Annotated in this window: 17 protein-coding genes; 7 read left to right on the top strand and 10 right to left on the bottom strand. The window is 61.2% G+C overall.

Features of this window, described 5'->3' with window-relative positions:
• Positions 1–88: 88 nt before the first annotated feature.
• Both gyrA and mtnA read right to left on the bottom strand, forming a co-directional pair.
• On the bottom strand, positions 89–2,752 hold the full coding sequence (gene gyrA, locus GIW48_RS10250; RefSeq protein WP_017136106.1) for a DNA gyrase subunit A: 2,664 nt from the start codon (positions 2,750–2,752) through the stop codon (positions 89–91).
• A 423-nt stretch (positions 2,753–3,175) separates the two neighbouring features.
• A complete protein-coding gene (gene mtnA, locus GIW48_RS10255) occupies positions 3,176–4,246 on the bottom strand; it encodes an S-methyl-5-thioribose-1-phosphate isomerase (RefSeq protein WP_170038939.1) in 1,071 nt (356 codons plus the stop codon).
• A 109-nt stretch (positions 4,247–4,355) separates the two neighbouring features.
• Between mtnA and GIW48_RS10260 the strand changes: the two genes are divergently transcribed.
• The 4 genes from GIW48_RS10260 to GIW48_RS10275 all read left to right on the top strand — a co-directional run bounded on the left by GIW48_RS10260 (position 4,356) and on the right by GIW48_RS10275 (position 8,044).
• Positions 4,356–5,687, top strand: coding sequence for a TRZ/ATZ family hydrolase (locus GIW48_RS10260; protein ID WP_170038937.1), 1,332 nt, complete (start codon positions 4,356–4,358; stop codon positions 5,685–5,687).
• A gap of 64 nt (positions 5,688–5,751) precedes the next feature.
• Positions 5,752–6,450, top strand: a complete 699-nt coding sequence (gene ubiG / locus GIW48_RS10265; RefSeq protein WP_003172645.1) for a bifunctional 2-polyprenyl-6-hydroxyphenol methylase/3-demethylubiquinol 3-O-methyltransferase UbiG — start codon at positions 5,752–5,754, stop codon at positions 6,448–6,450.
• Positions 6,451–6,454: 4 nt separating this feature from the next.
• Positions 6,455–7,126, top strand: a complete 672-nt coding sequence (mupP, locus tag GIW48_RS10270; protein ID WP_099549098.1) for an N-acetylmuramic acid 6-phosphate phosphatase MupP — start codon at positions 6,455–6,457, stop codon at positions 7,124–7,126.
• Between the two features lie 177 nt (positions 7,127–7,303).
• Positions 7,304–8,044 (top strand): YciK family oxidoreductase, encoded by a 741-nt coding sequence (locus tag GIW48_RS10275; protein WP_017136110.1) that lies wholly within the window; start codon positions 7,304–7,306, stop codon positions 8,042–8,044.
• Between the two features lie 175 nt (positions 8,045–8,219).
• On the opposite strand, the gene GIW48_RS10280 is transcribed toward GIW48_RS10275, so the two are convergent.
• Genes GIW48_RS10280 through GIW48_RS10305 form a run of 6 tightly spaced genes read right to left on the bottom strand, consistent with a single transcriptional unit; the run spans position 8,220 to position 14,383 of the window.
• Positions 8,220–9,734 carry an ABC transporter substrate-binding protein gene (locus tag GIW48_RS10280; RefSeq protein ID WP_236460668.1) on the bottom strand — a complete coding sequence of 505 codons (1,515 nt, stop codon included), beginning with the start codon at positions 9,732–9,734 and terminating at the stop codon, positions 8,220–8,222.
• Between the two features lie 35 nt (positions 9,735–9,769).
• On the bottom strand, positions 9,770–10,741 hold the full coding sequence (locus tag GIW48_RS10285) for an ABC transporter ATP-binding protein (RefSeq protein ID WP_236460669.1): 972 nt from the start codon (positions 10,739–10,741) through the stop codon (positions 9,770–9,772).
• Positions 10,738–11,694 carry an ABC transporter ATP-binding protein gene (locus tag GIW48_RS10290; protein WP_026013611.1) on the bottom strand — a complete coding sequence of 319 codons (957 nt, stop codon included), beginning with the start codon at positions 11,692–11,694 and terminating at the stop codon, positions 10,738–10,740. The genes GIW48_RS10285 and GIW48_RS10290 overlap by 4 nt, the downstream gene beginning before the upstream one ends.
• Positions 11,691–12,548, bottom strand: coding sequence for an ABC transporter permease (locus GIW48_RS10295; protein WP_236460670.1), 858 nt, complete (start codon positions 12,546–12,548; stop codon positions 11,691–11,693). Before GIW48_RS10295 ends, GIW48_RS10290 begins: the two co-directional genes overlap by 4 nt.
• Positions 12,545–13,492 (bottom strand): ABC transporter permease, encoded by a 948-nt coding sequence (locus GIW48_RS10300; RefSeq protein WP_017136113.1) that lies wholly within the window; start codon positions 13,490–13,492, stop codon positions 12,545–12,547. The genes GIW48_RS10295 and GIW48_RS10300 overlap by 4 nt, the downstream gene beginning before the upstream one ends.
• A gap of 3 nt (positions 13,493–13,495) precedes the next feature.
• Positions 13,496–14,383: a proline iminopeptidase-family hydrolase gene (locus tag GIW48_RS10305; RefSeq protein WP_017136114.1), complete on the bottom strand. Its 888-nt coding sequence runs from the start codon at positions 14,381–14,383 to the stop codon at positions 13,496–13,498.
• Positions 14,384–14,566: 183 nt separating this feature from the next.
• Here GIW48_RS10305 and GIW48_RS10310 point away from each other — a divergent pair, with 183 nt between their 5' ends.
• Both GIW48_RS10310 and GIW48_RS10315 read left to right on the top strand, forming a co-directional pair.
• On the top strand, positions 14,567–15,331 hold the full coding sequence (locus GIW48_RS10310; protein WP_170038929.1) for a LuxR family transcriptional regulator: 765 nt from the start codon (positions 14,567–14,569) through the stop codon (positions 15,329–15,331).
• Between the two features lie 93 nt (positions 15,332–15,424).
• Positions 15,425–16,357, top strand: a complete 933-nt coding sequence (locus GIW48_RS10315) for a proline iminopeptidase-family hydrolase (protein WP_176991203.1) — start codon at positions 15,425–15,427, stop codon at positions 16,355–16,357.
• A 99-nt stretch (positions 16,358–16,456) separates the two neighbouring features.
• Here the strand turns inward: GIW48_RS10315 and GIW48_RS10320 are convergent, their stop codons facing one another.
• Positions 16,457–17,959 (bottom strand): nucleobase:cation symporter-2 family protein, encoded by a 1,503-nt coding sequence (locus tag GIW48_RS10320; protein ID WP_236460671.1) that lies wholly within the window; start codon positions 17,957–17,959, stop codon positions 16,457–16,459.
• A 158-nt stretch (positions 17,960–18,117) separates the two neighbouring features.
• On the opposite strand from GIW48_RS10320, the gene GIW48_RS10325 reads away from it, so the two are divergent.
• On the top strand, positions 18,118–18,951 hold the full coding sequence (locus GIW48_RS10325; RefSeq protein WP_176991204.1) for a nucleoside-binding protein: 834 nt from the start codon (positions 18,118–18,120) through the stop codon (positions 18,949–18,951).
• Between the two features lie 158 nt (positions 18,952–19,109).
• On the opposite strand, the gene punC is transcribed toward GIW48_RS10325, so the two are convergent.
• The gene (gene punC, locus GIW48_RS10330) at positions 19,110–20,294 is read right to left on the bottom strand and encodes a purine nucleoside transporter PunC (RefSeq protein ID WP_236460672.1); all 1,185 of its coding nucleotides are present in this window, start codon (positions 20,292–20,294) and stop codon (positions 19,110–19,112) included.
• Positions 20,295–20,307 lie beyond the last annotated feature (13 nt).

A 20,307-nucleotide genomic window follows, 5' to 3' on the forward strand; every position in this document is an offset into this window, starting at 1 on the left:
AGGGATCGAAGCCAGACCAAGGACATGTGTTTCAAAGGGGACACAAACAACAAGGGGGCGAATCTTCATCCGCCCCCTGTGTGTCCGCTTATTCCTGCGGTTCTTCTTCGTCTGCGGCAGCATCGAGGGTTGGCTCGTCGACGTTGTCATCGCCGGTTGCGATCACCTCGCCATCGAACACCGCACCGTCTTCGCCTTCCAGCTCTTCGCCTTCGACTTCCGATGGCTCCTGAACGCGCTCCAGGCCTACCAGCGTTTCGTCGCTGGCCAGCTTGATCAGCGTCACGCCCTGGGTGTTACGGCCCAGGCTCGACACTTCAGCCACACGGGTACGCACCAGAGTGCCCTGGTCGGAAATCAGCATGATCTCCTCACCATCAAGCACCTGCACCGCGCCAACCAGACGGCCGTTGCGGTCGTTGCTGACCATGGCGATTACGCCCTGGCCGCCACGCTTGTACTCCGGGAACTCGCTGATGGCGGTCCGCTTGCCATAACCACGCGCCGAAGCGGTGAGGATCTGGCTGCCTTCTTCCGGGATCAGCATCGAAATCAGCTTCTGCCCTTCCGGCAGACGCATGCCGCGCACACCGCGGGCGGTACGGCCCATGGCGCGAACGTCGGATTCCTTGAAGCGTGTCACTTTGCCGCCGTCGGAGAACAGCATGACTTCACGCTCGCCATCGGTGATGGCCGCAGAGATCAATACGTCGCCTTCGTCCAGCTCCAGGGCGATAAGGCCCACGCTGCGCTGGCGGCTGAAGGATTCCAGCGGAGTCTTCTTCACAGTGCCCTTGGCGGTGGCCATGAAGATGAAGTGACCTTCGGTGTATTCCTCAACCGGCAGCATGGTGGTGATGTATTCATCACTGTCCAGCGGCAGCAGGTTGACCAACGGACGACCACGGGCAGCGCGGGAGGCTTCCGGGATTTCGTAGGTTTTGAGCCAGTACACCTTGCCTTTGCTGGAGAACAGCAACAGCGTGGTGTGGCTGTTGGCAACCAGCAGGTGAGCGATGTAGTCCTCATCCTTCACGCCGGTAGCCGATTTACCTTTACCGCCACGACGCTGAGCCTGGTACGCAGCCAATGGCTGGGTCTTGGCGTAGCCACCGTGGGAAATGGTCACCACACGTTCTTCTTCCGGGATCATGTCACCCAGGGTCAGGTCGAGGCGCGCATCGAGGATTTCGGTGCGGCGCACGTCGCCGTATTCGGCACGGATCACTTCCAGTTCTTCGCGGATCACTTCCATCAGGCGCACAGCGCTGTTGAGGATGCGGATCAGCTCGCCGATCTGGTTGAGAATCTCCTGGTACTCGGCCAGCAGTTTCTCGTGCTCCAGGCCGGTCAGACGGTGCAAACGCAGTTCCAGAATGGCCTGGGCCTGTTCCGGCGACAGGAAGTACTTGCCGTCGCGCAGGCCGTATTGCGGGTCCAGGGTTTCCGGACGGCACGAATCGGCACCGGCACGTTCAACCATCGCCACGACGGCGCTGGATTCCCACGGCATCTTGATCAGCGCTTCCTTGGCTTCCGACGGCGTCGGCGAAGCCTTGATCAGCGCGATCACCGGGTCGATGTTCGACAGCGCTACCGCCTGGCCTTCCAGGATGTGGCCGCGCTCGCGGGCCTTGCGCAGTTCGAACACGGTGCGGCGGGTGACCACTTCGCGGCGGTGACGTACGAAGGCTTCGAGCAGATCCTTGAGGTTCAGGATGCGCGGGCGGCCGTCGATCAGGGCCACTACGTTGATACCAAACACGCTTTGCAGCTGGGTCTGGGCGTAGAGGTTGTTGAGGATCACCTCAGGCACTTCGCCACGACGCAGCTCGATCACCACGCGCATACCGTCTTTGTCAGACTCGTCGCGCAGTTCGGTGATGCCTTCGAGCTTCTTCTCTTTAACCAGCTCGGCGATCTTCTCGATCAAACGCGCCTTGTTCAGCTGGTAAGGCAGTTCGGTGATAACGATCTGCTGGCGGCCACCGACCTTGTCGATGTCTTCGATCATCGAGCGGGCGCGCATATAAATGCGGCCACGGCCGGTACGATAGGCTTCGATGATGCCGGCACGGCCGTTGATGATCGCGGCAGTCGGGAAGTCCGGACCGGGGATGTATTGCATCAGCTCATCGACGGTCAGCTCAGGGTTGTCGATGAGGGCCAGGCAACCGTCGATGACTTCACCGAGGTTGTGCGGCGGGATGTTGGTGGCCATGCCCACGGCAATACCGCTGGAACCGTTGACCAGCAGGTTGGGAATACGGGTTGGCATGACAGCCGGGATCATTTCGGTGCCGTCGTAGTTCGGCACCCAGTCCACGGTTTCTTTATGCAGGTCAGCCAGCAGCTCGTGCGCCAGCTTGGTCATGCGCACTTCGGTGTATCGCATGGCCGCAGCGTTGTCGCCGTCGACCGAACCGAAGTTGCCCTGGCCGTCTACCAGCAGGTAGCGCAGGGAAAACGGCTGGGCCATCCGAACGATGGTGTCGTACACCGCAGTGTCGCCGTGAGGGTGATACTTACCGATCACGTCACCGACAACACGGGCAGATTTCTTGTACGGCTTGTTCCAGTCGTTACCCAGCTCGCTCATCGCGAACAGCACACGCCGGTGCACGGGCTTCAAGCCATCGCGCGCATCAGGCAGTGCCCGACCGACAATTACGCTCATTGCGTAGTCGAGGTAGGACTGTTTCAGCTCGTCTTCGATATTGACCGGGAGGATTTCTTTGGCCAGTTCGCCCATGAGAAGCCTGATTCCTTTTTCGGGTGAAACCTCGTCACATCCATATGGGACGAACGAAGCTCGCCGTTGCTGGCAGAGTGCCTGACAACGACTTACGACAAATCAACGAGTTATGACACGGATCTGCACGTTATGGGCAACCCCTCGGGGCGGCCCTGGAAACCGCCGGATGTTATCACAATCGCCGCCACGCACCTATCCCCCTGATGCGCATGGAGGCTAGTAATTTGACGGATGACAGGCTTGAGGGGGACGAGAGAGGCTCAGAGCGGGGTGGGTGCTGTTTTTTGAGGCTGGATCCAAGGGTTTTATTGACTTACAGGGCCAATCGCGGGCAAGCCCGCTCCCACATGTTGGCCTGCGAGCACCGTAAGTGTGGGAGCTGGCTTGCCTGCGATAGCGATCCAACAGCCACCAAAGCCCTCAATGCAGGCGCTTACGGCACATCAACTTGGCCAGCTTGGCGGTATCAGGCCGTTCGACGATGCCTTTTTCGGTCACGATCACATCAATCAGGTCCGCCGGCGTCACATCGAAGACCGGATTAAACGCCGCAACCTCCAACCGCTGACCGTTAACCTCAAGCAACTCCGCCGCATCACGCTCTTCCAGGCTGACATCATCACCGGTGGCCATCATCAAATCGAGCGTTGAACTGGGCGCCACCACCATAAAACGCACGCCGTGGTGCATGGCACACACCGCCAATTGATAAGTGCCGATCGGGCCGACCACATCACCATTGGCCGCAATGCAGTCGGCGCCGACCACGACCCAGGTCACGCCCTTGGTCTTGAGGATATGCGCACCGGCCGAGTCGGCATTGACCGTGGCCGGGATACCCTCGCCCGCCAACTCCCAGGCCGTCAGCCGCGAACCTTGCAGCCACGGGCGGGTTTCGTTGACATAGACATGTTCGACCAAACCCTCGAGGAACGCTGCGCGGATTACCCCAAGGGCCGTGCCCACGCCGCCAGTGGCCAGGGCGCCCGCATTGCCATGGGTGAGGATCGCCTGGGCGTTGCCCTGGTGCTTGCGAATCCGTTCGAGGCCTAATTGGGCCATGACCAGGTTGGCTTCGCGGTCGCTTTCATGGATCGCAATGGCTTCGGCTTCCAGCACCGCCAGCGGGTCGGCGTGTTTTTTGACCCGATCCAGGCGGTCACGCATACGCTTCAAGGCCCAGAACAGGTTAGCGGCGGTCGGACGGCTATCGGCCAGCAATGCGTAGTCTTCTTCCCATGCCGCCTGCCAGTCACCGCCCTCGGCGATCCGCTCGCGGGCGGCCAGCACCAGGCCGTAGGCAGCACTGATGCCGATAGCCGGCGCGCCACGCACAGTCATGCTGCGAATGGCTTGGGCGACTTCAGCCGCCGAAGTGCAGGCCACCCAGGTTTCCCGCGAGGGCAAAGCACGCTGATCGAGCAGGTGCAGTGCGCCATCACGCCAATCGATGGCCTTCACTTTCTCTGCAGCTAACAGTCGGTCGCGCATCCCTTACCCCGCACTCATGAACAAAAGCCGCCGATTATAGCGATCCGCCAGCCAGGACGCTCGGGTATACTTCGCCCTTCTTTTATAGCTGCCTGGGAAGAAGCCTGCGATGACCTCCACTGCCGCCCCGCTCGACTTATTGCTGCTGCCAACCTGGCTGGTACCTGTCGAACCCGCTGGCGTGGTGCTCAAGGAGCACGGCCTGGGCATCCGTGACGGGCGCATTGCGTTTATCGGGCCACGGGCGGCGGCCTTGAAGCTGACAGCCAGCGAAGTGCGCGAGCTGCCGGGCATGCTGCTCAGCCCCGGTTTGATCAACGCCCACGGCCACGCGGCGATGAGCCTGTTTCGCGGCCTGGCCGACGATCTGCCGCTGATGACCTGGCTGGAAAAACACATCTGGCCCGCCGAAGCCAAATGGGTCGATGAAGCTTTCGTGCGCGACGGCACCGACCTGGCCATCGCCGAACAGCTCAAGGGCGGCATCACCTGCTTCTCGGACATGTACTTCTACCCCAAGGTCGCCAGCGACTGCGTACATAACAGCGGCATGCGCGCGCAGATCGCGCTGCCGATCCTCGACTTCCCGATCCCAGGCGCCAGCAGCGCTGATGAGGCGATTCGCCAGGGCGTAGAGCTGTTCGGCGACCTCAAGCACCACCCGCGTATCAAGATCACCTTCGGCCCTCACGCGCCTTACACCGTGAGCGATGAGAACCTGGAAAAAGTCCGCGTGATCGCCGAAGAACTGGACGCCGCCATCCATATGCATGTGCACGAAACCGCCTTCGAAGTGCAACAAGCCGTGGACAAGACCGGCGAACGCCCACTGGCGCGCCTGGGCCGTCTGGGCCTGCTCGGCCCACGCTTCCAGGCCGTTCATATGACCCAAATCAGCGAGGACGACCTGGCTTTGCTGGTAGAAAGCAACACCAGCGTCATCCATTGCCCGGAATCGAACCTGAAACTGGCCAGCGGTTTTTGCCCGGTAGAGCGTCTGTGGCAGGCTGGCGTGAACGTGGCCATCGGCACCGACGGCGCGGCCAGCAACAATGACCTCGACCTGTTGGGCGAAACCCGCACGGCGGCGATGCTGGCCAAGGCCGTCGCCGGCTCGGCCACTGCCCTGGACGCCCATCGCGCCCTGCGCATGGCTACGCTCAATGGGGCGCGTGCCATGGGCCTGGACAGCGAGATTGGCTCGCTCGAAGTCGGCAAGGCGGCGGATATCGTCGCATTCGATCTTTCGGGGCTGGCGCAACAACCGATCTACGACCCGGTCTCAACGCTTATATATGCCACCGGACGCGAGTGTGTGAAACACCTTTGGGTCGCCGGCAAGCAGTTGCTCGACGACCGGCGATTGACCCGCATGGATGAACAGCAGTTGACCGCCACGGCCATCGCCTGGGGCCAACGGATCAGCGGGCACAGCGAATAACGAAGGTCTTGAACCGCGCCGTTCAGGACTGAATAACCGATTTATCAGATTTAGAGGATTCACCATGAGCAACGTCGACCACGCCGAAATCGCCAAGTTTGAAGCCCTGGCCCACCGCTGGTGGGACCGCGAAAGCGAGTTCAAACCCCTGCACGACATCAACCCGCTGCGCGTCAACTGGATTGACGAGCGCGTCAACCTGGCCGGCAAGAAGGTGCTGGACGTCGGTTGCGGCGGCGGCATCCTCAGCGAAGCCATGGCCCAGCGCGGCGCCACCGTGATGGGCATCGACATGGGCGAAGCGCCGCTGGCCGTGGCCCAACTGCACCAGCTGGAATCCGGCGTGAGCGTCGAATACCGCCAGATCACCGCCGAAGCCCTGGCCGAAGAGATGCCCGAGCAGTTCGACGTGGTTACTTGCCTTGAGATGCTCGAGCACGTGCCTGACCCGTCCTCGGTGATCCGCGCCTGCTTCCGTATGGTCAAGCCGGGCGGCCAGGTGTTCTTCTCCACCATCAACCGCAACCCCAAGGCCTACCTGTTCGCGATCATCGGCGCCGAATACATCATGAAGCTGCTGCCGCGTGGCACCCACGACTTCAAGAAATTCATCCGCCCAAGCGAGCTGGGCGCCTGGAGCCGTCAGGCCGGGCTGACCGTCAAGGACATCATCGGCCTGACCTACAACCCGCTGACCAAGCACTACAAGCTGGCGAGCGACGTGGACGTCAACTACATGATCCAGACCCTGCGCGAGGAGTAAGCCTGTGAAGTTGCGAGCAGTTCTCTTCGACATGGACGGCACCTTGCTGGACACCGCGCCGGACTTTATCGCGATCTGCCAGGCCATGCGCACCGACCGAGGCCTGGAGCCGATCAACCCCCAGCACATCCGCGATGAAATTTCCGGCGGGGCACGGGCGATGGTCGCCGTGACCTTCTCGATGGACCCCGAATCCCCTGGCTTTGAAGCGTTGCGCCTGGAGTTCCTGGAGCGCTATCTCAAGGGCTGCGCAATCCACAGCAAACTGTTCGACGGCATGGCCGAGTTACTGGAAGACATCGAGAAATCCAAACTGGTCTGGGGCGTGGTCACCAACAAACCGTTGCGCTTTGCCGAACCGATCATGCAGCAACTGGGCCTGGCCGAACGTTCGGCACTGCTGATCTGCCCGGACCACGTGAAGAACAGCAAGCCCGACCCCGAGCCGCTGATCCTGGCGTGCAAGATGCTCGACCTGGACCCGGCCAGCGTGTTGTTCGTGGGCGATGACCTGCGCGATATCGAGTCTGGCCGCGACGCCGGCACCCGCACTGCGGCGGTCACTTTCGGCTACATCCACCCGGACGACAACCCACGCAACTGGGGCGCCGACGTGGTAGTGGACCACCCGCTGGAGCTGCGCAAAGTGCTGGATAACGCGCTGTGCAGTTGCTGATTGTGCGAGATACCCACTAGCACTGAGATCACTGTGGGAGCTGGCTTGCCTGCGATAGCGGCCTGCCAGCTAGCACTTGCGGTGACTGATACTCCGCCATCGCAGGCAAGCCAGCTCCCACATGAAATGGATTCCACTTCAAGGCCTGTATCAGCTTGAATTCTGTCGAGGTTTTTTATGTTTGATTACTCCGCACGTCCAGAACTGCTCAAAGACCGGGTGATCCTGGTGACCGGTGCCGGTCGCGGGATCGGCGCGGCGGCGGCAAAAACCTATGCCGCCCATGGCGCTACCGTGCTGTTGCTGGGCAAGACCGAAGCCAACCTGGCCCAGGTGTATGACGAGATCGAAGCGGCCGGCCAGCCGCAGCCGGTGGTGATCCCGTTCAACCTGGAAACCGCCCTGCCCCATCAATACGATGAGCTGGCAGCGATGATCGAAAAAGAATTCGGTCGCCTCGACGGCCTGCTGCACAACGCCTCGATCATTGGCCCACGCACGCCGATCGAGCAGCTCTCCGGTGAGAACTTCATGCGCGTGATGCACGTAAACGTCAACGCGATGTTCATGCTGACCAGCACATTATTGCCACTGCTCAAGCTGTCCCAGGATGCGTCGGTGGTGTTCACCTCCAGCAGCGTCGGGCGCAAGGGCCGGGCGTACTGGGGCGCTTATGGGGTGTCGAAGTTTGCGACCGAAGGCTTGATGCAAACCCTGGCAGACGAGCTGGAAGATGTGGCATCGGTACGCTCCAACAGCATCAACCCGGGCGGCACACGCACCAGCATGCGCGCCCAGGCGTATCCGGGGGAAAACCCGATGGAAAGGCCGGCACCGGAAGACATCATGCCGGTGTACCTGTACCTGATGGGGCCGGACAGTGCCGGGATCAATGGGCAGGCGTTTGATGCGCAGTAAGCACTGACACTGTTCACCTGAAACAACAGGGAACCCAATGTGGAACTGGGTTCATGTGGGAGCTGGCTTGTGTGGGAGCTGGCTTGCCTGCGATGCGGGCAACTCGGTCTATCTGTTAAACCGAGTTGATGCCATCGCAGGCAAGCCAGCTCCCACATTTGCTTAGCGGTGACCGTTAGTTCTTCACCACTTCCTCAAGGGTAAAACGCCCCAGCGGGTTTTGCAGGAAGTTGCTCACGTTCTTGCGTGAGATGTTGATGTACGGGCTGTAGTACAGGTCAATCCAGTTCACATCCTGCTTCGCCAGCTTCTGCAACTCCACATACATCTGCTCCCGCTTGGCCGGGTCGGCCTCGATCCGCGCCTGCGCCACCAGTTCCTTGACCTTGTCGTTCTTGTAGCGGGTCATGTAGTTCTGGTTGGTGTCATGGCCGAGCACGAAGGTGGTCTTCTGGTCCGGGTCGAGGATGTCGTTGGTCCAGTACATCACCGAAATATCGTACTCACCGTCCACCAGCATCTGCCAGCTTTGGGTCGGGTCGACCTTTTGCAGGTTGGCGGTCACGCCGACCTTGGCCAACTGGTCCTTGATGATCACCGCAATCTGCTCGTCAGCTTCGTTGCCGGCGTTGACCACGTAGTTGAGTTTCAAGTCCTTGGCACCAGCCTCTTCCAGCAGTTTCTTGGCGGCGGCTGGGTCATACGGGCGTTGCAGGTTGTTGGCGTAGTGGTACAACGAGCCTTTGGGGATGTAGGAATAGGCCACGGTGCCTTGGCCGTACGTGGCGCTCTTGACCAGCGACTGCTTGTCGATGGCCATGTCCAGCGCCTCGCGCACCTGCGGCTTGGCCAGCAGGCCGTGGGCGTGGTTGATCAGCAGGTGATCTTCGCGGGTCGACGGGTCGGCGTGGATCACCACGCTTTTGTCTTTCTTCAGCTCTTCCACGCGGGAGAACGGCACGAAGATCGCCGTGTCCAGCTCGTTGTTCTGCACCATGCGCATGCGCGTGTTGTCGTCGGTGACCGAGACCCACTCCACGCCATCCAGGCTCACGTTCCTGGCCTGCCAGAAGTTCGGGTTCTTTTTGAGGATCACGCGGTCGCCCTTGCGCCACTCCTCCACGGTAAACGCGCCGGAGGTCACCGGGTTTTCCGAGTAGGCGTCTTCGCCCATCGTGGTCATGGCTTTTTGCGACAGGATCGATACCGTCGGCGAGGCCAGTTGCGAGAGGAAGGCCACAGCCGGGGTTTTCAGCGTGACCACCAGGGTCTGCGGGTCGCTGGCCTTGGCCGTGTTGATCAGGCTGAACGGATCTGCCCACAGCGACGCCTTGTTGTCGCGGATGCGCAACAGGCTGAACGCCGCGTCATCGGCGGTGATCGCCGAGCCATCGGAGAACTTGGCGTCACGCAGCTTGAAGGTGTAGGTCAGGCCGTCCTTGGAAATCTCCCAGCTTTCGGCCAGGCCCGGTTCCATCTTGGTGCCCAGGTTATCCACGCGCACCAGGGTGTCGTAGACGTTGGCGAACACCCACGTGTCGCGGTTCTGTGCGCTTTTGATCGGGTCGAACGTGGTGCTGTCTTCACGGCAGCCGATGGTCAGCACGCCGGCGGCGTGGGCCAGCCCGGCAGTGAGGGACCAGGCGGTCAGTGTCGCGGCGGCGAGCAACTTCAAGTGGCGCGATTGCATGTCATAACTCCTTGTTCATGAATGGCAGAAGTGGGTCAAAACAGAGGTTCTTCAAGCACGCAACTGTATCGATGCTCGTGCAGGTAATGGGTCGGCGGCAACACCACGGAACACATCGTCCGGGCATGCCGGCAGCGCGGGTGAAAGGCGCAGCCGGTGGGCAACTTCAGCGGGCTCGGCGGCTCACCGGGCAACGGTTCTGCGGGCAACGGCCGGTGCGGATCAATCTCGGGAATCGCCTCGATCAATGCCGCCGTATACGGATGGCGTGGCGCAGTAAACACTGCTTCCACTGGCCCTTCTTCGACGATTTTGCCCAGGTACATCACCGCCACGCGGTCGCACAGGCGCCGCACGATGGCCAGGTCATGGGCGATAAACAGAATCGCCAGGTTCATGCGCTGTTGCAGCTCCAGCAACAGGTTGATGATCTGGCCCTGAATCGACACATCCAGTGCCGCCACGCATTCATCGGCAATGATCAGACGCGGCTCCACCGCCAGGGCGCGGGCGATGCCGACGCGCTGGCACTGGCCACCGCTGAGGGAGCCGGGTTTACGGCTGGCGAGTTCAGGGCGCAGGCCCACCAGGTCAAGCAGCTCGACCACGCGAGCCGGTATCTGCTCCGGGGCGACCTTGCGCTGCACCCGCAGCACTTCGGCAAGGGTTTCGCCAATGCTGTGTCGCGGGTTCAGGGCAGCGTAGGGGTCCTGGAAAATCATTGCGGTTTCATGCCGCAGGCGGGCGATGTCGATAGCACTGCCCCGGGCCATGTCGACGCCATCGAACAACACCTGCCCGGCGCTGATCGGGGTGAGGTGCAAAATTGCCCGCCCCAGCGTGCTTTTGCCACTGCCGGACTCGCCCACCAACCCCAGGGTTTCACCTGCGGCCAGGTTGAGCGACACACCATTGACCGCCCTCACCCACTGTTTATTAAGGCCCAACACACCCGTGCCGGACGCGGCAAACCGCACCTCCAGGTCCTTGATCTGCAACAGGCTCATGGGCGCTCTCCCAGCGGATAGTGGCAGGCTACGCGCGCACCTTCGGGCAGCACCTCAGTGCACAACGCCGCCACTTGCGGGCAGCGCGGGTTGAAGCGGCAACCGTCGGGCAAGGCATCCAGTAACGGCGGCTGGCCAGGGATGGTGCGCAGCAAGGCGTGGCCGCTGCTGTGGGCGGGTTGGCAATCGATAAGGCCAGCGGTGTACGGGTGTTGTGGATGGGCCAGCACGTCGTATTTGCTCGCGTGCTCGCACAGGCGCCCGGCGTACATCACCGCGATGGAATCACAGGTCTGCGCCACCACGCCCAGGTCATGGGTGATCATGATGATCGCCAGGCCACGCTGGTCTCGCAGCTCCAGCAGCAGGCGCAGGATCTGCGCCTGCACCGTCACGTCCAGCGCGGTGGTCGGCTCGTCGGCAATCAGCACTTGCGGGTTGCAGCCCAGGGCCACGGCGATCATCGCGCGCTGGCGCATGCCGCCGGAGAACTCATGGGGGTAGTTGTCGACCCGCGCCTTGGGATCGGGAATACCGACCTGGCGCAGCACCTCGATGGCTTGCAGGCGCGCGTCTTTTTTCGACGCACCCTGATGCAAACGGATGCCTTCGGCGATCTGCTCGCCGATGCGCATCAACGGGTCAAGGTGACTGCTGGGGTTCTGGAAAATCATGCCCAGTTGCCCACCGCGCACGGCGCGCATGCCAGCCTCATCGAGTTGCAACAGGTCGCGACCGGCCAGGCGCACAGCGCCGCCTTGCACCCGCAGGTTGGGCGACGGCAACAGGCGCATCAGGCCGCGACAGGCCAGGGTTTTGCCCGACCCGCTTTCACCCACCAGGCCGAGGATTTCACCTTCGGCCAAATCAAAGGACACACGATCAACCAGCGTGACCTCTCGCCCACCATTGTTGGCGATCACGCTGAGGTCCTGCACGTGAAGCAGGCTCATGAACGATCCCCCAATACTTGCGCCACGCCATCGGCGAGCAGGCTGAAACCCATGGCCAGGGTCACAATGGCCAGGCCAGGGAAGGTGCAAAGCCACCAGGCTGTGGTGATAAACGCCTGCCCTTCGGCGACCATCGTGCCCCACTCCGCCGTCGGCGGTTGCACGCCCAGGCCCAGGTAACTCACGGCGGCGCCGTTGAGCAGCATCAGCACGGCGTCGGACATCGAAAACACAATCGAGCCAAACATCGCGTTGGGCAATAAGTGCCGGAACAGAATGCGCCCATGGCCAAAGCCCAGGCTCTTGGCGGCCAGGGCGAAGTCGCTTTCCTTGAGCACCAGGATCTGCGAGCGGATCAACCGCGCATACGACACCCAGCCCACCAACGCCATGGCGATATAAAAACTCTGCAAGCCCGGCCCGAGGATGGCCATGATCGCCAGCATCAACACCAGGAACGGGAACGCCAGCACCACGTCGATCACGCGCATGCACACGCTGTCGAAGCGACCGCCGATGTAGCCGGAAACAGCGCCGATAAAAGTGCCGATCAGGAACGGGAAGATCACGCCGATAACGGCCAGTTGCAGGTCAATCCGCGCGCCCCAGATCACCCTCGAAAGGATGTCTCTGCCGTAGTTATCCGTGCCAAATGGGTGGGCAAGGCTGGGCGCCAGCAAACTCAGATCGGTGTTCTGCGCAATCGGGTCATACGGAGCGAGCCACGGCGCGAACAACGCCAGGGCCAACCACATAAACAAGATCAACAGCCCCCACGCAGCGGTCAGCCGGCCGTTGCGAAAACCAAACCGCAGGCGCAAACGCCACGGCGCAATCAGTGGTCGGCTGCTCATTGCATCTTCACCCGTGGGTCGAGGGCCACGGTCGCCACGTCCGCGACGAAGTTGACCACCACCGTCGCACACGCCAGCACCATCGCCACGCCCTGCACCACCATGTAGTCGCGGGTAAAAATGCCGCGCACCAATAATTGGCCGATGCCGGGAATCGCGAACAGGCTTTCGATCACCACCGTGCCGCTGATCAGCCAGCCGATATTCACCGCCAGCAGGTTAACCGCCGGCACCAGGGAGTTGGGTAACACATGCCGACGAAACACCGCCGCCTCCGATAACCCGCGTGCGCGGGCAGCGGTGACATGGTCAGCCTGCAACTCCATCAGCATGCTCGCCCGCAGGTTGCGCACCAGCACCGCCGCCAGCGCCAGCGCAATGGTCAAGCACGGCAGGACCATGTGGTGGGCTTTATCTGTAAACGTGCGACCGTAGCCCGATACCGGGAACAACCCCCACTTCACACTCAGCAACAGAATCAGCATCAAGCCCAGCCAGAAGGCCGGCATGCCCAGGCCGACCGTGGTGAACACGCGGATCAGGTTATCCGCCCAACCGCCTTTGTTGCGCGCCGCCACGGTGGCCAGCGGCACCGCGATCAACAGCGCCAGCAGCACACTGCCGAGCACCAGCACCAGCGTCGGCTCAATGCGGGTGACGATCAGTTTCAACGCGTCGACCTTATAGAGCAGTGACTGGCCGAGATCGCCCTTGAGCAGGTTCTTGAGGAAGTAGAAATATTGCAGCCACAAGGGCTGGTCCAGGCCGTATTGGGCGCGGATTTTCAGCAGCGCGTCCGGCGTGCTGCGCGAGCCCAGCAAGGCCCGCGCCGGGTCGCCGGGGATCGAGCGCACCAGCACAAACGTGATCAGGCTGATGCCAAACAACACCGGCAGCAATTGCAGCGGCCGGGACAACACAAAACGGTAACGCGCAAGATTCATCCGTCAGCCTCGGTGGCGAGCGAGGAAGTCCAGCAGCACCGGGAAGTACGCGTGGGGTTCCTCATAAAACGGCATATGGCTGCTGTTGGGGAATACATGCAACTCGGCGTGTGTGGCGGCGAGTTTCATGCGATGGGCACAGGCGGGTGTCAGTTCGTCGTGCTGGCCGGTGGTGATCAGGATCGGCATCTTGAAATCGGCCATCTCCGGGATGCGGTTCCAGTCCTTGAGGTTACCGATATAGAGGAACTCGTTGGGGCCTTGCATGGTTTCGTAAGGCCCCATGTTCCAGTCGCCCAGGGAGCGCTTGACCGGCTCCGGCCATTCGTCCAGACGGCAGACGTGGCGGTAGTTGAGCAAGGTGATAGCGGCCTGATACTGCGGATGGTCGAGTGTGCCCATGGCTTCATGGCGCTGCATCATGGCCACGGTTTCGCTGCCGAGGGCACCGCGCAGGCGTTCGAGCTCCTGGGACAGGTGCGGAATATCGCCGACGGTGTTTTCCAGGATCAGGCTTTTCAGGGCGTCGGGATAGTGGATGGCGTACTCGATGCCCAACCAGCCGCCCCACGAATGCCCAAGCAGATGCACGCGGCCCAGGCCCAGTGCCTGGCGCACGGTTTCGACTTCTTCGACATAACGGCCAATTTCCCACAGGGAAACATCTGATGGTCTGGCTGATGCGCCCGTGCCAAGCTGATCGAATGCAACCACTCGCAGGTTATGCTCTTTGAGCCAGCCATGGGCGTCGCGCAAGTAGTCACACGGCAGGCCCGGGCCGCCGTTGAGACACAAGAGCACCTCATCGCCGTCGCCAAAGCTGTAGGCCACGAGGTTATGGCCATCGACCTGCACGTTGTACTGCTGGTCGGGGGCAATTTCACGCCACATGCATACATTCCTTGTGTTGTATCGGCCTGGCAGGTAGCGGCCGTTTACAGGGCCAACACTACCGAGGATGCCGCGCGTCCATAACCTAGTAGTTCTTATAGGTTTGGCCTGGCAGTCCTTCGCCGGGGCGTGGCATTCTACTTGCCGCAAGTCGAGATTCAAATGAATTCGGGAGCAGAACGGATGCTGTCCAAACTTACTGCCTTCAACAACCGCCTCATGCCCGGCAGGAGCCTGGTTGAACAGATGGACAACACGTTTGTCCTCGCCCAGCAGTTGGGCTTTGATGCGTTGGTGTATGACTACACGCCGGTGCCCATCGACCAGGACGGTTCGCTGATCACGCCTTCGGTGCTGGAGTCGCGCAACACGCCGTCGGACTGGCACGCGTTATGGTGCAGCGAAGGTTTTTACCAGATCGACCCGGTGCAGCACCTGGCCTTGAGCACGGTGTCGCCGTTCGTGTGGTCTTATGAGGCCAAAGCCGACACTGCGCTGCAAAAGATCATCGACCCGTGCCATGCGCCCGTGTCCTCTTATTTGCATGAACGCCAACTGACCTGCGGCGTCACCGTGCCGATCCACCTGCCGCGTGGCGGCTTCGCGTCGCTGACCGGCCTGCGCACCGGCAAGGCCAGCACGGTGCTGGAAGATGCCCAGCAAACCTTGACAGACTTCAGCCTGATCACCCATGCCTTGCAGGAAGCGGCCTACCCGCTGCTGAGCAAAGAGCTACGCACCTACCCGCACATCCATCTGACCAAACGCGAGCGCGAGTGCCTTAAATGGGCGGCGGAGGGCCTGACCGCAGCCGAGATCGCCACGCAGTTAAGCCGCTCACTGGCGGTGGTCACCCTGCACCTGGCCTCGGCCATGCACAAACTGGGCGCCAAGAACCGCGTACAGGCGGTGGTGCGCGCGACCCATTACCGCCTGCTGGAAGATTGATCCGTCGGTAAAACCTAGCTGTTTTGCTAGTTACTTAAACGCTGCGTGCCGACTATCGTATCCCTGATCCTTTTTTTCAGAGCAGGGTACGAAATGGAATTCATCGAGAAAGTCCGCGAAGGCTACGCGGCCTTCGGCGCCTACCAGACCTGGTACCGCGTCACTGGCGACCTGGGCACCGGCCGCACGCCCTTGGTGATCCTCCATGGCGGCCCCGGTTGCACCCATGACTACGTAGACGCGTTCAAGGACGTCGCCGCCAGCGGCCATGCGGTGATTCACTACGATCAAATCGGCAATGGCCGCTCTACGCACTTGCCGGACAAGGACGCGTCGTTCTGGACCATCGACCTGTTCCTCGACGAGCTGAACAACCTGCTGGACCACCTGCAGATCAGTGACAACTACGCGATCCTGGGGCAATCCTGGGGCGGCATGCTCGGCAGCGAACACGCGATTTTGCGACCCAAGGGCCTGCGCGCATTTATCCCGGCCAACTCGCCTACCTGCATGCGCACCTGGGTCAGCGAAGCCAACCGCCTGCGCCAACTGTTGCCCGAAGGCGTGCATCAAACCCTGCTCAAACACGAACAGGCCGGCACTTACCAAGACCCGGAATACCTTGCGGCGGCGCGGATCTTCTATGACCAGCATGTGTGCCGAGTAAACCCATGGCCGGAAGAAGTGGCGCGCACCTTTGCAGCGGTGGACGCCGACCCGACGGTGTACCACGCCATGAGCGGCCCGACCGAATTTCACATCATCGGCAGCTTGAAGGATTGGAGCGTGATCGGGCGCCTGTCGGCGATCAATGTGCCGACGCTGGTGATATCAGGACGCCACGACGAAGCCACGCCCTTGGTGGTCAAGCCGTTCCTGGATGAAATCACTGACGTGCGCTGGGCGTTGTTTGAAGACTCCAGCCACATGCCCCACGTGGAAGAACGCCAGGCGTGCATGGGGACTGTGGTGAAGTTTCTGGACGAGGCGTGTTCGCTGCCGCACCGAGCACTCAAGGCCGGCTGAGTTCAACTGTGGGAGCTGGCTTGCCTGCGATAGCGGTACATCAGTTACAGGTGCAGTGACTGGCTCGCCGCCATCGCAGGCAAGCCAGCTCCCACAGTTTTAGACCTCGGTGGTCTCAGGCTTTGCGGCCTTCCTCGGCACTTGCGCCACCACTGGAATCTCCTTCCCTTCAGCATCAAACAATTTACCGCCACTGAAGTAATCGCCATCGCGCAACGCCGCCACGTCGTGGAAGCACAAACTGCGCTCGGTGCCGGCCACAAACACCGATTGCTGGTCCGAGTTACCGGCGGTGAAGTGGTTGAACGCCAGGTTCAGCAGAATCGCCATGATCGCCGACGAACTGATGCCCGAATGGAAAATGGTCGCGAACCAGGTGGGGAAGTGATCATAAAAGTTCGGCGCTGCAATCGGGATCATGCCGAAACCGATGCTCGTTGCCACGATGATCAGGTTCATGTTGTTGCGGTAATCCACCTTGGACAGCGTGCGAATCCCACTGGCCGCCACGGTGCCGAACAACACAATACCGGCGCCGCCAAGCACCGAAGTCGGCACCGCCGCAATCACCCGCCCCATAAAGGGCAGCAGGCCCAACACCACCAGAAATACACCGCCAGTGGCCACTACAAAGCGGCTTTTCACTCCCGTAACCGCCACCAGGCCGACGTTCTGGGCGAAGGCGCTTTGGGTGAATGAACCGAAGATCGGCGCAAACATGCTCGACAGCATATCGGCACGCAGGCCATTACCCAGGCGCTTGGAGTCGACTTTGGTGTCGATGATCTCGCCGACCGCGAGGATGTCCGCCGAGGTTTCCACCAACGTCACCATCACCACGATGCACATGGAAATGATCGCCGCCACATGGAAGGTCGGCATGCCGAAATGGAAAGGTGTCGGGAAGCCGAACATCGGCCCTTGGGCGACGCTGGAGAAATCCGCCATGCCGAAGAACACCGCGATCACGGTGCCGATCACCATGGCCAACAGAATCGACAGGCGCGAGATGGTCGCGCTGCCGATCTTGCTCAGTAGCAACACCAGCACCAGGGTCAGTGCCGCCAGGCCGATGTTGGCCATGCTGCCAAAGTCCGCTGCGCGGCTATTGCCGCCCATGGCCCAGCGCGCTGCCACCGGCATCAGCGTCAGGCCGATGGTGGTGATCACGATGCCGGTGACCAGCGGCGGGAAGAACTTGGTGATCCGTGAGAATACCGGCGTGATCAATAAGCCGATAAACGACGCGGCCATCACCGCCCCGAGAATCGCCGGCACCCCGCCCGCGCCATCACTGCCGACAATCGCCACCATGGTTGCCACACCGGCAAACGACACGCCCTGCACCAGCGGCAACTGGCAGCCAAAAAACGGCAGGCCGAGGGTTTGCAGCAACGTGGCCAGGCCACCGGCAAACAGCGAGGCGGCGATCAGCAGGCCGATATCCGCCGGCGACAACCCGGCCGCCTGGCCGACGATCAACGGTACGGCAACGATGCCGCCATACATGGTGAGCACATGCTGCAGGCCGTAAGCCATGTTGGCCGCGACGCCGAGATTCTCGTCTTCTGGCCGCTGCGGTGACGCCTTCGGGATAGTCATGGTGAGGGGTTCTCTGTTTTTGTTGTGCGAACACTGTATGCAATGTTTGGACTGGATGTCCATAGAGTTGTATACAATCAATCGAACAAGATACCCTCCATCGGCGTTACAAAAACAATCCGGCCGTCATGAGCCAGAACGCCAAAGGACCTAGAACAATGAAAAAGGCATTACAGGGCGCTACCGTTGCATTGACCCTTCTCGGCGGTGGGGAGGCCGTCGCGCTGGAATGGATGAACAACAGCGTAGGGTTTCGCTACGGCCAGCACTTCACCAACCCCAACAACCCCGACGACTTCAGCAAGCGCATCTACAGCTTTACCCACGCCAGCGGCTACCAGTACGGCAGCAACTACCTGAACCTCGATGTGTTTCTGTCCGACAGCAGCGACCCACGTAAGGGCACCGACCACGGTGGCAGTGAGGTCTACGCCGTGTACCGACACCAGCTGTACGCCTCACGGGTATTCGATGTGCCGCTGGGCACCGGCCTGGTCAAGGATTACGCCCTGACCCTGGGCTTCGACGCGAACCGCAACAACAACTTCGCCTCAGCCAAAAAACGCGCGCTGGTGATCGGCCCGACGTTGAAGTTCAACACCGTCGGCGTGCTGGATTTGAGCCTGATGTACTACAAGGAAAAGAACCACACCGGCATCCCCGGTGCGAAAGAGTCGAACCACACCTTCGACGACACCTACATGCTCAACCTGACCTGGATGCGCCCGTTCGACATCGCCAACCACGCGGCGAAGTTCCAGGGGTTTATCAATTACGTCGGGGAAAAGGGCGAGGACTACCACGGCCGCGACACCGCGCCGGAAACCCTGATGCGCACCGCGCTGATGGTGGCGGTGCGGCCAGGTAAAAGCGTGAAGCCGAACCTGTACCTGGGGGTGGGTTACGAGTACTGGCATAACAAGTTCGGGGTGGATGGTGGCATGGGCACCCGGACCTCCACGCCTACGCTGAATATGGAAGTGACGTTCTAACTGAAAAAAACCAATCAACTGTGGGAGCTGGCTTGTGTGGGAGCTGGCTTGCCTGCGATGCAGACAACTCGGTACATCAGGTGCACCCAGTTGATGCCATCGCAGGCAAGCCAGCTCCCACACAAGCCCTCTCCCACATTTTTGCTTGGGTTTCAGTTTTAGGCGCTTGCGAGTTCCGACTTATCGGCTTTCGGCCGCGCCAGCCAGTAACCCAACACCGCCAGCGGCGCAGTCGCCAGCATCACAATCACGGTGATCAACAGCGGCTGGTCGATCATCGACGACACCAGCAGGCTGCTCAGAAAGCACAGGCCCAACTGCAGGGTGTTCTGCAGCGCCGCCGCCTTACCGGAATTTTCCGCAAAGGGCATCAACGCATTCGCCACCACGATGGGGTAACTCGCACCGTTGACCAACGCCATCAGGCAGAACGGAATCAACAAAGTGGTCAGGGTCGGCACGGTCAATGTCGCAACCAGGTACAACGCCACCATGCTGATGCAATAGGCCACCAGCAACCACGGCAGCAGGGTTTTGCCCTGGTAATGCTGCAAGGCACTGCGACAGCTGTAACCGCCGACCAGAAAGGACAAGGTCGGCAACACATAACTCAAGCCGATGTCATTCGGGCTGTAACCCATGTCGCCAAGGATAAACGGCGACGCGGTGAGCCAGGCGAAGAAGCTGGCTGAACAGGCGGCGAAGATCATCACATTGCCGGTAAACACCCGGGAGGTCAGCAACTGCCCATAGCCCAGGCGCGAAGGTTCGCCCTCCTCGGCCCGACGTTTCGGCATTTTGCGCAGCAGCAACGTCGGCAACAGCAACAGCACTGACACAACCAGCAATACCGCGAAAATCGCCTGCCAGCCAAAGTGGTTCAGCACCATCGCGCCCAACAGCGGCGCCAACGCCGGTGACAGCGACATCAGCGGCATGATGCTGGCGAAAACACGGTGGGCCTTGTCGGCCGGGTAACGGTCAATCACCAGCGCCTGCCAACTCACGGCGGCGGAACACACACCAATCGCCTGGATAAAACGCAACGCCAATAACTGCGGCGCCGTCTCGACCCAGAACATCCCGGCGCAGCCCAGCACAAACAGGCTCAGCCCGGCGAGCAGCACCGGCTTGCGCCCCAGGCGATCGGACAATGGCCCCCACAGCAACTGCCCGAGCGCAAAGCCCGCGAGGAAAATACTCAAGCTGGCGCCCACCGCGCCCGCACTGATCTGCAACTGCTCGCCCATGGCGCCAAACGCCGGCAAGTACATGTCCATGGCCAGATAACCGAGCATGCTCAGCCCCGCCAAATACCAGGTGAAACCAAAAGAATTTTTCATTGAAGCCTTGTGG

It is taken from the genome of Pseudomonas sp. PA-6-3C (assembly GCF_021605825.1).
Lineage (GTDB): Bacteria > Pseudomonadota > Gammaproteobacteria > Pseudomonadales > Pseudomonadaceae > Aquipseudomonas > Aquipseudomonas edaphica.

What these genes read in the sequence shown, in the direction of transcription:
- gyrA (WP_017136106.1), bottom strand. Translation starts at nt 2,752, where the DNA reads ATGGGCGAACTGGCCAAAGAAATCCTCCCGGTCAATATCGAAGACGAG.
- mtnA (WP_170038939.1), bottom strand. Translation starts at nt 4,246, where the DNA reads ATGCGCGACCGACTGTTAGCTGCAGAGAAAGTGAAGGCCATCGATTGG.
- GIW48_RS10260 (WP_170038937.1), top strand. Translation starts at nt 4,356, where the DNA reads ATGACCTCCACTGCCGCCCCGCTCGACTTATTGCTGCTGCCAACCTGG.
- ubiG (WP_003172645.1), top strand. Translation starts at nt 5,752, where the DNA reads ATGAGCAACGTCGACCACGCCGAAATCGCCAAGTTTGAAGCCCTGGCC.
- GIW48_RS10275 (WP_017136110.1), top strand. Translation starts at nt 7,304, where the DNA reads ATGTTTGATTACTCCGCACGTCCAGAACTGCTCAAAGACCGGGTGATC.
- GIW48_RS10280 (WP_236460668.1), bottom strand. Translation starts at nt 9,734, where the DNA reads ATGCAATCGCGCCACTTGAAGTTGCTCGCCGCCGCGACACTGACCGCC.
- GIW48_RS10285 (WP_236460669.1), bottom strand. Translation starts at nt 10,741, where the DNA reads ATGAGCCTGTTGCAGATCAAGGACCTGGAGGTGCGGTTTGCCGCGTCC.
- GIW48_RS10290 (WP_026013611.1), bottom strand. Translation starts at nt 11,694, where the DNA reads ATGAGCCTGCTTCACGTGCAGGACCTCAGCGTGATCGCCAACAATGGT.
- GIW48_RS10295 (WP_236460670.1), bottom strand. Translation starts at nt 12,548, where the DNA reads ATGAGCAGCCGACCACTGATTGCGCCGTGGCGTTTGCGCCTGCGGTTT.
- GIW48_RS10300 (WP_017136113.1), bottom strand. Translation starts at nt 13,492, where the DNA reads ATGAATCTTGCGCGTTACCGTTTTGTGTTGTCCCGGCCGCTGCAATTG.
- GIW48_RS10305 (WP_017136114.1), bottom strand. Translation starts at nt 14,383, where the DNA reads ATGTGGCGTGAAATTGCCCCCGACCAGCAGTACAACGTGCAGGTCGAT.
- GIW48_RS10310 (WP_170038929.1), top strand. Translation starts at nt 14,567, where the DNA reads ATGCTGTCCAAACTTACTGCCTTCAACAACCGCCTCATGCCCGGCAGG.
- GIW48_RS10315 (WP_176991203.1), top strand. Translation starts at nt 15,425, where the DNA reads ATGGAATTCATCGAGAAAGTCCGCGAAGGCTACGCGGCCTTCGGCGCC.
- GIW48_RS10320 (WP_236460671.1), bottom strand. Translation starts at nt 17,959, where the DNA reads ATGACTATCCCGAAGGCGTCACCGCAGCGGCCAGAAGACGAGAATCTC.
- GIW48_RS10325 (WP_176991204.1), top strand. Translation starts at nt 18,118, where the DNA reads ATGAAAAAGGCATTACAGGGCGCTACCGTTGCATTGACCCTTCTCGGC.
- punC (WP_236460672.1), bottom strand. Translation starts at nt 20,294, where the DNA reads ATGAAAAATTCTTTTGGTTTCACCTGGTATTTGGCGGGGCTGAGCATG.